Source organism: Pontibacter sp. FD36 (assembly GCF_015686655.1).
Classification (GTDB): Bacteria; Bacteroidota; Bacteroidia; order Cytophagales; family Hymenobacteraceae; genus Pontibacter.
In genome coordinates, this window is the sequence record NZ_JADPMP010000005.1 from 1 (window position 1) to 12,789 (window position 12,789).

General features: G+C 51.4%; 10 protein-coding genes. 2 read left to right on the plus strand and 8 right to left on the minus strand.

Annotated elements, in window-relative coordinates:
• Window positions 1-12: 12 nt before the first annotated feature.
• From I0P70_RS21460 to I0P70_RS07900, 5 genes are all read right to left on the minus strand, one after another.
• Window positions 13-144, minus strand: coding sequence for a hypothetical protein (locus I0P70_RS21460; RefSeq protein ID WP_255530949.1), 132 nt, complete (start codon window positions 142-144; stop codon window positions 13-15).
• A gap of 472 nt (window positions 145-616) precedes the next feature.
• Window positions 617-1,924 carry a cystathionine gamma-synthase family protein gene (locus tag I0P70_RS07885; protein WP_196116316.1) on the minus strand — a complete coding sequence of 436 codons (1,308 nt, stop codon included), beginning with the start codon at window positions 1,922-1,924 and terminating at the stop codon, window positions 617-619.
• 1 nt (window position 1,925) lies between these two features.
• A complete protein-coding gene (gene truA, locus I0P70_RS07890) occupies window positions 1,926-2,693 on the minus strand; it encodes a tRNA pseudouridine(38-40) synthase TruA (protein WP_196116319.1) in 768 nt (255 codons plus the stop codon).
• A gap of 68 nt (window positions 2,694-2,761) precedes the next feature.
• Window positions 2,762-3,307 carry a GAF domain-containing protein gene (locus tag I0P70_RS07895; RefSeq protein ID WP_196116321.1) on the minus strand — a complete coding sequence of 182 codons (546 nt, stop codon included), beginning with the start codon at window positions 3,305-3,307 and terminating at the stop codon, window positions 2,762-2,764.
• A 173-nt stretch (window positions 3,308-3,480) separates the two neighbouring features.
• Window positions 3,481-4,680, minus strand: coding sequence for an acetyl-CoA C-acyltransferase (locus I0P70_RS07900; protein ID WP_196116323.1), 1,200 nt, complete (start codon window positions 4,678-4,680; stop codon window positions 3,481-3,483).
• Window positions 4,681-4,744: 64 nt separating this feature from the next.
• Here I0P70_RS07900 and I0P70_RS07905 point away from each other — a divergent pair, with 64 nt between their 5' ends.
• Complete coding sequence (locus I0P70_RS07905) at window positions 4,745-5,242, plus strand: DUF4293 domain-containing protein (protein WP_196116325.1); 498 nt, start codon at window positions 4,745-4,747, stop codon at window positions 5,240-5,242.
• Window positions 5,243-5,444: 202 nt separating this feature from the next.
• On the opposite strand, the gene I0P70_RS07910 is transcribed toward I0P70_RS07905, so the two are convergent.
• From I0P70_RS07910 to I0P70_RS07920, 3 genes are all read right to left on the minus strand, one after another.
• The gene (locus I0P70_RS07910; protein ID WP_196116327.1) at window positions 5,445-6,803 is read right to left on the minus strand and encodes a PepSY domain-containing protein; all 1,359 of its coding nucleotides are present in this window, start codon (window positions 6,801-6,803) and stop codon (window positions 5,445-5,447) included.
• Window positions 6,804-6,878: 75 nt separating this feature from the next.
• The gene (locus tag I0P70_RS07915) at window positions 6,879-8,396 is read right to left on the minus strand and encodes a SusD/RagB family nutrient-binding outer membrane lipoprotein (protein ID WP_196116329.1); all 1,518 of its coding nucleotides are present in this window, start codon (window positions 8,394-8,396) and stop codon (window positions 6,879-6,881) included.
• A gap of 27 nt (window positions 8,397-8,423) precedes the next feature.
• The gene (locus I0P70_RS07920) at window positions 8,424-11,459 is read right to left on the minus strand and encodes a SusC/RagA family TonB-linked outer membrane protein (protein ID WP_230392069.1); all 3,036 of its coding nucleotides are present in this window, start codon (window positions 11,457-11,459) and stop codon (window positions 8,424-8,426) included.
• A 194-nt stretch (window positions 11,460-11,653) separates the two neighbouring features.
• Between I0P70_RS07920 and I0P70_RS07925 the strand changes: the two genes are divergently transcribed.
• Window positions 11,654-12,646 (plus strand): AraC family transcriptional regulator, encoded by a 993-nt coding sequence (locus tag I0P70_RS07925; RefSeq protein WP_196116331.1) that lies wholly within the window; start codon window positions 11,654-11,656, stop codon window positions 12,644-12,646.
• Window positions 12,647-12,789 lie beyond the last annotated feature (143 nt).

The following is a 12,789-nucleotide window of genomic DNA, read 5'->3' on the forward strand; positions in this document are numbered from 1 at the left end:
TTTTTTAATTTGCTATACCTTGTCGAACCACCCCTTCCCCTCCCGAGAGGGGATTGTTGCCGCTACCAATTCACGGGTATAAGCTTTGTAGCCCAGACCACATGAACCATTGGCAGGTATAGCAAGACTAACTTGCACGCTCACAATGAAACAAGCAGCAGTGCCAAGTGCACTTAAATGACTATCCACTGTTCGAGCGTTCAGCGAGTTTGGATAGTCTTGATTTTTTTGCTTACTTTTTTCATCAAGGAAAAAAGTGAGTGCCCGCCGCACAGGCGAAAAGGTGCCCGGCTGGCTAAGCCATGCTATGAAACAAAACCTCTATATCCTAAAACACAATTGCTATACCTGCGCAAGCAATTGCTATACCTAGGCCAAAGGCCCTTCTATAATAGACACAAGCGAAGACACTCACGCCATACCCACGCTAGCCATTACATTCTCCAGCTATACCCTTACGAATCCTAATCGTAACCGCTTGCAAAGTTAATGGTTTTTGCATCAGGATTTTCGGGATTTCTCACGCACTATTGTCAAAACAAGATAGAGGCAATGTTACAAAAAAGTCCTTCCCTGAAAACCAGAGAAGGACTTAAATAAAAGTTATAACTGATACCTATACCTCCGCTTCCACAGGTATAGCTACTTTCTCCAGCGCCTGCGCAATATCGGAGATGATATCTTCCGGATGCTCCACACCTACTGAAATGCGAATCATACCTTCGCCTATACCCATCACGGCGCGGTCGGCCAGGCAAATGTCAGAGTGCGTCATAGAAGCCGGGTGCTCGGCCAGCGACTCGGTGCCACCCAGACTTACCGCCAGCTTGATCAGCTTCAGGTTATTAAGGAACGTGAAGGCTTCTTTTTCACCGCCTTTGATATCGAAGGAAATCATAGAGCCCGCCGCTTTGCATTGCTTGTCATAGATCGCCTGTTGCTGCGGGTTGTCCTGCAGGTAGCCCAGGAAGTAAATCTTATCCACTTTCGGATGCTCTTGCAGGTATGCCGCTACTACTTCGGCGCCACGAGCCTGGCATTCCATGCGTATTTTCAATGTCTCTAAGCTGCGCATCAGCATCCAGCCAGTCCACGGACTCGCCATGGATCCCATGAAGGTACGCATGCCTTTTACTTGCTTCATCAGGTCAGCTGGACCGGCGCAGGCACCTGCAATCAGGTCGGAGTGACCGCCGATGTATTTGGTCGCAGAGTATAAAACCAGGTCAGCACCATGCTTAAGTGGGTGCGAGAACACCGGGCCCAGGAAGGTATTGTCCACGGCTACGACTACCTTTTTGTCGGCAGTTGAGTGCTTCTTGGCCATGGCAGAACATGCCTCAATGTCTACCAGGTGGTTAGTCGGGTTAGCTGGAGTTTCGATGTAAACCATCGCTAGTTTGTCAGCCATACCTGATTCTTCGAGCATTTGCTCTACTTCCTCGATTGGGGTATTGGCACGGAAGCCCATGCTCTTCACGCCAAACTTCGGCAGGATGTTTTTGATATAGTAGTCTGAGCCTCCGTAGATGGGCTCGCTGTGCAGAATCAGGTCGCCCGGCTTGAGTAGAGCCAAAAGTGTGGTGCTGATAGCGGCCATACCGCTGGCAAACACAGCTGCTTCTTCAGCGCCGTCCCAGAAGCGGAGGCGGTTCTCGAGGATTTCGAGGTCGGGGTTGTTCAGGCGGCTGTAGATGAGGCCCAGCTGCTCTTCCGCGTGCTTCTCACGCAGGCCGTACGCTAGTTCAAAAAAAGCCTTGCCCTCTTCTGCGTTTTTGAAAACGAAGGTAGAGGTTTGGTAAATAGGCGCCTTCACGGCCATTTCTGACCACTCCGGGTTGTACCCGTAGCTCATCATTAAGCTTTCAGGGCGAAGGTGCTTGCCGTTTAGATGGGGACCGTTCTGGTCTTCTGGTAATTGCATGCTATAAAGGGTTTGTTTTGGGTGATGTCTTGAATATATGCTCCGGATACGCCACCTTGGCCAGGTATAGCCCCTCGGAAGGAGCCGCTCCACTCGCATTGCTGCGGTCCTGACTGGCGATAATCCGCTCAAAATCCGCCACAGAAAGCTTGCCGCGACCTACATCCAGTAAGGTTCCTACCACCAGTCGCACCATACCTCTCAGGAAGCGGTTTGCCCGGATCGTGAACATCAGCTCGTCGCCTTGCTGTTGCCACGCAGCTTCGTAGATGTTGCAGCGGTAGTGCTTGGTATCGCCTTTCACTTTGCTAAAGGTCGTAAAATCCTCGTAACGAAGCAAAACCACGGCCGCCTCATTCATCTTCTCCACATCCACGGAACGCGGCAGGTAAGTGGCGTAGTATCTTTTGAAAGGGTCTTTGGCTAAGGTGATGTGGTAGTGGTAGGTGCGCTCAAAGGCATCGAAGCGGGCGTGGGCCTCGCCGGTGACCAGGTATAAGCTCTTTGCTACGATGTCGTCGGGTAAGAGGCGGTTGAAGCGGTAGACCATGTGCTCTAAGTCCAGTTCCTGCTCCACGTCAAAATGCACGAACTGCTGACTCGCGTGCACCCCCGTATCGGTGCGGCCGCTGCCTGTCGTGCTGATAGGCTGCCGCAGCACTTTGCTCAGACAATCTTCGAGCACTTCCTGTACGGAGAGTGCGTTGGGCTGTATTTGCCAGCCATGAAAACGGGTGCCGTCGTAAGCGATTTCCAGAAAGTAGCGCATGAAACAAAGGTAAAAAAATAAACCCGCAAGCACTGTAGTACTTGCGGGTTTCAATAGGTAACTCTTAGCTAGTCTTTCGCTGTAGCTTCTACCTGCGCGTTACGTTTCAGGTAGCGCAGTTCTATTTCGTCCATCACAATGGAGGCCAGTTGGCCAAGCACTTTCTGGTCGGCTTCCGAAAACTCGCGCGACTGCTTGTCTACGATGCAAAGCGTACCCAGATTATGCCCGTCGGATGTCCTTAGCGGAGCACCGGCATAAAAGCGAAGGCCGAAGTTTCCCGTCACCAATGGGTTTGCGAGTAAACAAGGCTCGTTTACGGCATCTGGAAATACAGTAGGACCATCATTCAGAATCGCAAGTGAACACAAGCTAACTCCCCGACTCACATTCTCCACATCTTCCATACCGACGTTGGCTTTAAACCATACACGCTCCGAATCAACCAAAGCAACCAGGGCGATGGGCACATTGAACATGCGGGCAGCCATAGCTGCAATGTGATTAAAAGCACCCTCGGGTGGCGTGTCCAATATTTCGTACTCCTGCAATTTCAGCAGTCTTTCCTCTTCGTTCTGAGGAATCAGGTTCACCCCAATGAAGGTGTTTTTCATAATTTTCTCGTCAATGTCTATGCGCACGCAATGCGTAAGACTACAACCCTTCCAGATGCTTAACCGTTCCAGCTGCTTTGCTTAATATGGAGGCTATCGGCCTACACAATTTTTGATTTGCTATACCTTACTAACCACCAATAGATTAGCAAGGCTATTGGGAATATTATTCTTTAAAGCTTTTCGTAAATAATAGCCGCGCCTTGCCCTACACCTACACACATCGTAGCCAGACCGTAGCGCACATTGTCGCGGCGCTGCATTTCGTGCAACAAGGTAGCCGAGATACGGGTGCCACTGGCTCCAAGCGGGTGACCAATAGCGATTGAGCCGCCGTTTACGTTCACGATGCCCGGATTGATGCCGAGCTCCTGCACGCAAGGTATAGCCTGTGCCGCAAAAGCCTCATTTATCTCGGCTAAGCCGATATCGTTGATGGTAAGTCCGGCTCTTTTCAGCGCTTTTTGAGTAGCGGGCACAGGTCCCATGCCCATATAAGCGGGTTCCACGCCTGCCACTGCCGCTGACACAATGCGGGCCATTGGCTTCAGGTTGAAACGCTTCACAATTTCCTCACTCACGACCAGCGAAGCAGCCGCACCGTCGTTTATGCCTGAGGCATTGCCCGCCGTTACGGTACCGCCTTTTTTGAAAGCTGCGCCCAGTGTGCCTAATTTCTCCACGGAAGAAAGACGCGGGTGCTCGTCGGTGTCGAAGATAATCGGATCGCCTTTGCGTTGCGGAACAGGTATGGGAATGATTTCGTCCTTAAACTTGCCGGTCTCCGCTGCAGCTTTATACTTGAGCTGCGAGCTGTGGGCAAACTCGTCCTGCGCTTCACGTGAAACACCATAACGCTCGGCCACATTCTCGGCCGTTTCGCCCATGCTGTAAGGGTAGTGCAGCGATGATAGTTGGTTGTTCACAAAGCGCCAGCCAATAGTCGTGTCATAGATTTCAGGCGTACGGGCGAAGGCAGTCTCAGCTTTGGCCATCACAAAAGGGGCACGCGTCATGCTCTCCACGCCACCGGCCAGGTATACATCGCCGTCGCCGCAGGTAATGGCGCGGCCCGCGTCGATGATGGACTGCAACCCTGAAGCGCAAAGGCGGTTCACAGTCACGCCGCCAATCTCAGCCGGAAGGCCTGCTAACAGAAGCGCCATGCGGGCCACGTTGCGATTGTCTTCGCCGGCCTGGTTAGCTGCGCCCATCACCACGTCCTCAATCAGGCTCGGGTCCACCTGCGGATTGCGGGCCATTAACTCCTTCAGAATAAAGGCAGCCATGTCATCGGGACGCACGCTGCTGAGTGCTCCGGTAAACTTGCCAACGGGTGTTCTGACTATATCAATTATATAAGCTGTGCTCATCAATTTTTGTTTTACAGGTCTTTGTCTAATTTTGCATCTCTTTGCAAGTTAAATTAACCCCTTTATGATACAAAGAATTCAAACCGTATTTCTGGCGCTCATCGTGATTGCCATGATCTCTTTGCTGTTTTTGCCGCTCTGGTCTAAAGTAGATGCCGTATCTGGCGAAGAAGTAGTATTGACCGCCTGGAACCTGTTTTTCCAGTCAGTGAACGAGCAAGGTGAAGCCGTGCAAGCCGGTGCACAGACTGGCACGAGCACAATTGCTATTGGTATATTGGCCATCGTGGCGGCAGGTGTAGCGCTTTATGAGATCTTCCAGTACAAGAGCCGCATCACCCAGATGAAGTTCGGCCTGATCAACACGCTGGTGCTGGTAGCGCTGTTTGGCACGTCATTTTACTATGCCAACTACGTAGGCAACGTTATGGTTTCTGGTAACGAAGGTAACTACGAAGCTGGTTTCTACATGCCGGTGCTGGCGCTGCTCCTCAATGCCCTGGCCAACCGCTTTATTAAAAAAGACGAAGACCTGGTTCGCTCCGTAGACAGATTACGCTAAGGTATAGCAAGCTCTAACAGAAAAGGCTTCTCCTGATCGGAGAAGCCTTTTCTGTTTTTAGGTTAAGAATGAAGTAGTAACACCCGTTGTCATTTCGAACGCTAGTGAGAAATCTGGAATAGTCTGGGAACCATTACATAACTCAGATTTCTCACTAGCGTTCGAAATGACAGGGGAGTATATACCCAAAGCTAATCCTTTACTAGGCCGCTGCTTTCTTCGCAACAGGCACAGTGCCACGCTTCGACTTCTTGCGCAGCTTGTTGATCCAGATGATCGTGCCGGTTACAGGCAAACTGGTAGCAACCAGGCAGGCGATGAAGTAGAGGATCTTCGAGAAGGTGCCGTATACGTTGCCTACGTGCAGTGGCTTGATAGACGATGTGATCTTTTCGTTGAAAGCCTTGTCTGCGAATATATCAGCCTTGAGCACTTCACCGTTAAACTGGTCAAGCTGCAATCTGTCTGATGCCGCCGGTGCGAAGAAACCTACTTTATTCTTGCTAACTGAAACTGTAGCGGCTGAGTCAGTCGAAAACGAAATGCGGTAGTCACCTTCGTAAGGCAGCACCTGATCGGCCGACTTTATGTAATCCGTAATCGTCAGGGTAGCAGCCTGCGACAGGTCAGTTGGCACTTTTGAGAAGAGTGGCTCCTCTTTGCGGTCTTTCGGCTGCTCTACACCTAATACTTTGAAGAAGCCCTCCTTGTACCACTCAAATGACCAGGTAAGGCCTGTGAGCGACATGATCAACAGCAGGAAAGACGAGTAGAAACCAAGCGAGTTGTGCAGGTCGTGGTTGATGCGCTTCCAGTTGCCGCTCCACTTGATCTTAAGTCCCTGTCTCCAGTTCTTCACTTTCTGTGGGAACCAGATCACCAGACCGCTGATGATGATCAGCGTGAAGATAACGGTTGCCCAGCCTACGATCGGACGACCAACTTCTGTGTCGAGTAGCAACCAGCGGTGCAGGCGGAACATCGACATGAAAAACTCTGAGGCAGGACCGTCAGTTGTGCCCAGTACTGCGCCAGTATAAGGATTAACTAAGTAGTTGGTACCACGCCCGCCTCCGGGTCCACCCTTGCCTCCGGGTCCACCCTTGCCACCGGGTCCGCCGCCGGCAGGACCGCCTTTCGCTACAGCGCCTTCAGGGCCTTTTTTGCCTTCGGCAGCTTTATCGTTTTTGGCTTTATCGCCACCTTTTCCTTCACCACGACCTCTGCCTTCGCCTTCTTTCTTTTCCTCTTTCTTCACATTCAAGGTATAGCTACGGCTGGCATCGGCAGGTATGGAAATAGCGCTTACCTTCCCGCCTGTTTCGGCCGCCACTTTTGCAATGATCGCCTCAGCGGCCAGGGGCGTTGCGCCTTCCGCTGCCTGTACCGTAAACTTTTCGGGCTCCAGCATTTCCTGTATCTCTGTGCTGAAGGTATAGATCGTGCCGCTCAGGCAGACTACAAATAGAATAATACCGCTCGCTATACCCATCCACAAGTGGAGGTCATTGAACAGCTTGCGCACCTTTTGCCAGGTCGATGGTTGTTGATTCTTTTTCATGATGAGAGTTTAGCTAAAAACCTCCTCCGCTTCTGGAGCGAAGGAGGGTAGGTACTAATTCTATTTTCAATCTACTTACTTATTCCAAAACACTCTTGAGCGGAAAGGATCGATGGTGCCCTGCTTCGCTATTTCCTCACTGTTGGTGTATACCTCCGACTGGCGGTAGGTCAGTCTGCGCGGCCTGAAATCCGGGTCGGCCGACGGACTTTGCAACGACTGCGGAAGTTTGCTCAGGTAGTTCAGCCTTCTGTAGTCGTTCCAGGTTTCGATGCTGCTGATACTGTTCAGGGCCAGCCATTTCTGCTCCATGATGCGTTCTATTCTATCCGATGCCAAAGCAAAGTTAACAGATGGCTGCGCATTGTATACAGTAAATTCGGAGGCAGGCACATTCATGTACTTAAAAGACTCTTTGATGGCTTCTTCATAAAGCATCTGCGCACCGGTCAGCCAGCCTCTCTCGGCCGCTTCGGCCTGCAGGAACAAGCTCTCAAAAGAAGATAGAAGCACAGATGGCTGCTGGCCGCTCTTCAGCAAACCCGCTGGCTGGTTTCCGTTTTCGTTTGGCCCCAGCAAAGCAGAGGTCTTCGCCATGGTAAAGTCGGCACTGGTTGCGCCCAGCGGCACACCCACATAATCGCCTGCTACGCTGCGGTAGAGTTTAGGCAGACGTGGGTCGTTGCGCTCTTTGTACTGCTGCACCAGGTAGGCTGTTGGGCGCAGGGTATTATAGCCTGTCGTAAGGGCTCCGGCCTGGTTTCTGTAGTAAACATCCCAGAAAGGGTTCTGCATACCTGCCGTGATCTGGTAGCCGGGGTTCACCATAGCACTCTCGCCGGCACCCAGGAAGCCGCTTCCCTCCTGCCTGATCTTGGCCAACTCATCGTTGATATAACCTTCTCTACCAGCCTCAGACTGACGCAACAGGGCTCGCAGCTTGATCGTATTGGCAAACTTTACCCAAAGTGTCAGGTTGCCTTTGAAGATAACATCGTCGGTTACCGGCTTTTTAGACAAAGCCGTTGCAGCTTTTATATCCTGTATACCTGCTGTGATCAGGTTGATGGCTCCATCATACACCGCCTGTCCGTCTTCGTACTTTGGCGTTACGTTGGTGCTGCCCTGCAGTGCTTCCGAGAATGGCACGTTGTTGTAGAGGTCCACGAGGCGCATAAAATGCCAGCCCTGCATGATCTTCGCTATACCTACATACGCCAGGTCGCCAGTGGCAGCAGCACTGTTTTCGATGTCTTTGTAGTTCACCAGCGTGGTGTAGCTATCTTCCCAGATCGGGCGGCCGTCGCGGTCAAACGACATGGCTTCCACACCGTAAGTCTCCTCCAGCCTGAACAAAGAGGTATTGCTAGGTCCGTCAGTAGCTTTGGCCCAGTAGCCCACCCACACGGCACCCAATTGGTTTAAGGCACCTGTTTCGAGGTTCACTGTCTTTACAAGTGCGTTAGGTAATTTTTGCTCTACCGGCACATCGACCGGCGCATTAGGGTTCACGTTCGTATCCAGGAAGCTGTCGCAGGCGGTAAAGCTTGTACCTGCCAAGGCTATCAGGAGGAAGGATAATACTTTTTTCATATCACTAAGTATGAAGGATGATGTTATTTAGAATGACACATTTACATTGAAGCCGAATGATCTGGCCGGTGGCAGGTGTCGCCAGCTCATGTAGCCTTCGCTGCTTCCGCCGGCATACACAAACTCCGGATCGTTGTAGATGTTGTCTTTTGCCCAGATCGAGAACAGGTTACGCCCTACAAAACCGATCGTAGCTTCTTTTACCAGATTCTGACCGTCCAGCCAGTTAGTAGGCAAGGTATAGCTCAGGCTAAGCTCCCTCATTTTGAAGAAGTCAGCACTCACGGCGTAGTTTGACTGCACCGTCGCATAGTGGTTTGCCCAATAGTTGCGGTCGCCTTTGGTTTGGATCTCGGTGTTTGGTGTGAACACGCCCGGAGAGGTCTCAATCACAGAGTTCGGAATCACGAATGGTTCGCGGCCATACTGCGTCGTGAGTGGGCTGGTACCGTCTGATATCATGCGGGCAGCTGCCTCGGTGTATACCACGGCACCCATGCGCCAGTCAAACTGCGCTCCCAGCTGCAGGCCTTTGTACTGCAGGTTGGTATTGAGGCCGATCTGATAAGGTGGTGTACCGGTGCCACCGTAGTAAAGCTCAGAACCACTCACCGGGTTACCAGTGGTCGGATCCACGATCACTCTTCCCTGTGGATCACGCTTGTAATCAGTGAACAGGTAGCTGTTGTATGGCTTGCCCACGATCAGGTAGTTCTGACGGAAGTGGAACAGCTGATCGATGCCGCCGTAAATCTCCTGCACTTCACTCTTGATATACGTCAGGTTGACACCTACGTTCCACACCAGGTGGCCGCGCTGAATCACGTCACCGTTCAGGTTGAGCTCAATGATCTTGTTGCTGGCTTTAAAGGCATTCACCCAAGCGGAAGTGAAACCAGATCCGGCGGAAACATCAGCCAGAATGGTACCGTCTGTTGTTTTGGCATCTACATAGGCAGCTTCCAGGTTCAGGCGGTTCTGGAAAAAACTCAGCTGCGTACCTACCTCAAAGGAGGTCACAAACTCCGGCTTCAGGTTCGGGTTGGCATCAGAGGTGCCCAGGCTAAAGCCCGGCAGGTTACCGTAAGGGAAACCGTTGCTTTGCGCATACACATTCTGCAACTGGTATGGGTCCACTACCACGTTGCCGGTCTTGTTGTAAGAGGCGTATACCTTGCCGTAGGATAAGGTGCTGTTGTTTTTCAGGGAAGAGATCGCATCGCTGAACACGAATGACGAGCTCACGCCTGGGTAGAAATAGCTGCGGTTTTCAGGACTCAAAACCGACACAGCTTCCTGGCGGCCTGTAAAGGTCAGGAACAGGTAGTTGTTGTAGCCGGCCGTAAACTCTCCAAAGCCTGCCACTTGTCTTCTCTGGCTGATGCTGGACTTGCCACCCAGTTGACCTAGGCGGTTGTCCTGGTTAAACAGGCCAGGCACTACCAGCGCCGAGGCGCTCAGGTTAACGGCTTTGCTGTCGTCGGTGCGCACGTTGTTGCCCAACAGCAAGCGGGTACTGAACTTGCCGAAGTCTTTGTGCATGTCAAGAATGAAATCGCTGTTGATTCTTCTGAATGTCTGGGAAGCATCATTCACGCTGCCCGGTATGTTTGTGCGGCCCGGGGTGGTGTAAGTAAACTTGCCCACCGTAGTGCGGATATCGTTGTTGCGGTTGTAAAGGCCCAAACGGTAAATGGCATTGATCCAGGGAGCGATCTCGTAATTGAGCTCGATGTTTCCGGTCAGGGTCTGCTGCTCGTTTACAGTACGTTGGTTGGCAGCGTTGAAGTATGGATTGGGCTGGTTGGTGCTGAACCAATAGTTCGGATTCACAAACAGGTTGTTTTCCCAGTCTTTCAGGTCGGCGAAAGGCAGGCTCGCCGGCAGGCGGTATACCGTGGACCATGGTTCACTCTGCGTCACGTCGCTCTTATTGAACACATAGTTGACATTATAGCTGGTGCTCAGTTTACCAAACGAGCGCGATCCGTTAAAGCGGGCGCCTGAGCGTCTGTTTTTGTCGCCTTCTATGATGCCTTTGGTCAGCACATCCTGCAACGAGAAATAGAAAGTTGACTTTTCGTCGCCACCTGAAAAGGACAGGTCGTTCTGCGTGGTGATCCCGGTATTGAAGAAAGCCTTTCTGCCGTCTGGGTTGGCGCTGTAAGGCAGTTGCCACTGGCTACCGTCTGGCAGCACAGGTCCTACTGGTCGCATCTCCCCGTCGAAACGAGGCCCCCATGACTGGTACTGCAGTGGGTCGTAGATGCCATTCAGGCCCTGACCGAACTCTGTCTGCTGCTCCGGCAGGCGGGAGATCTTCTCAAAAGTGGTGGTATTGGAGAAGTTGATGCGCTGCATGCCTGCACGCCCCTTCTTAGTGGTGATCATCAGTACACCATTCACCCCATCGGAACCGTACACGGCGGCTGCGTTTGCACCCTTCAGCACGTTGATGCTCTCGATATCGTTCGGGTTCAGGCGGTTGATGTCAGGTATAGGCACGCCGTCTACTACATAGAGCGGGGCATTATTGCCCGTGTGGGAGCGTATCCCGCGCAGGTTCACCTGTACATCCGGGTCTACTTTGCTGTCAAACATGTTGACGCGCAGTCCAGACACTTTGCTGGCCAATCCAAGTATCGGGTTCACGATCTTGCCCTGGTTCAGTTCGGCGGAGTTAACTTGCGCACTGGCCGTGCCCAGTTCACGGGCGGGCCGCTTTATACCCAATGCACCTGTTACCACGACCTCTGACAGCTGGGTGTTGCCGGACTGAAGCTGCACCTGTATGGAGCCCGCGTCTCCGTTTACAGACAATTCACGGGAAGCAAAGCCAATGTATGAGAACACGAGCACCTGCCCTTCGGCGGCCTTCAGTTTAAACTCGCCTTCACTATTTGTTGTAGTGGCCTGGTTCGTGTCTTTTACGCGTACTGTCACGCCTGGCAGCGCAGTGCCTGTGGTTTGTTCTACTACCTGCCCGAGTACCTGAAGCTCTTGGGCATTGGCTCCCATGGTGGTCGCTAGCAAGAGCATATATAGCAGTAAATTTCTTAACATGTCTTATTGTGCTGAGGTTAACGTTTTGTTACAGGCTCTGCGAAAGATCTTTTCCTTTCTTCCGGTTCAGCCGTAATATTTTGATATTTGCTATTTAGAAATAGTCTAAATAAATTTAACTTGCGCAAAAGTATAACCTGCCGAGCACTTCCGCTTACAAGTGGGGGAATACTTATATCATATAAGGGAAAATTATGGAGCAAGATTTAAGCATTTCCGGACCTGAGCACGCGGCTTACTATCATGCCCTATTTAGTGGTGCCGATGATACTCTGATAGAAAAGGAGCAGGCTTTCTCTAATAGAAGCTGTTGCGAAGGGAACGGCCAGCTGCGTGAATTTTACTTTGAGGATATCTATTTCGGCTATACCCAATGCGAACTGAAAGGTATAAAGGTACTCACCTATCAAAACTGCCAGGACTTTGTGCAGATGCACTTTTCGCTGCGCTGCCGCTGTGCCGTTACTTCCCTGAACGACAACAGGATCTTTGCCCGCTTTGATCATCAGCAGCACAACCTGCTTTACTTCGGCGACAGGCCTGTGCAGAAAAAGATAGCACCGGAAGAGGAGTTAGAAGTCATTATTATTAACCTCTCCAAAGTCTTCCTGTTGCGTTACCTCAAAGACAGTTCGCCCGCCGCACTGCAGCTGCGCGAGTGCCTCACGGCCCTCAGCCCCGGAAAGCTATGCCAGACGAACCTCTCTATTACCCCCAGAGTCAGAACACTGCTTTACGAATTGATCAACTGCCCTTACGCTGGTCACTATAAACGCATGTTCTTAGAAGCGAAAGTCGTAGAGCTCCTGATGCTGCAACTGGAGCAGTGTGATCAGGTGGGTACTACTCCGGCACAGTTGAAAATGAAGGACGCGGATGTAGAAAAGATGTACCATGCCCGCGACATTCTGCTACAAAACCTCGAAAATCCACACTCGCTGGTAGAGCTGGCGCACTTGGTAGGCACTAACGAGTATTACCTCAAAAAACACTTCAAGCAGGTGTTTGGCACTACTGTATTCGGATACCTGAATGACTATAGAATGGAGCAGGCGAAGCAGCTGATCTTGCAAGGCGATCTTAAGATTGGGGATATTGCGACTATGCTGGGGTATAAATACGCTGCGCACTTCACATCGGCATTTAAAAAGCACTTTGGCTATTTGCCACAGCAGCTCAAAAGCTAATCTGGCTTTGGCTATACCTGCCATTATGAAAACCCCTCTGAAAGCTTCGCTCGCAAACTCGCGTTTTCGTTTGTCCTCAAGTTAAGAATCTCTGCTATACATTCAGCAAGTGTGTCACTTGTTTTGCCCTAGCTATACCTTAA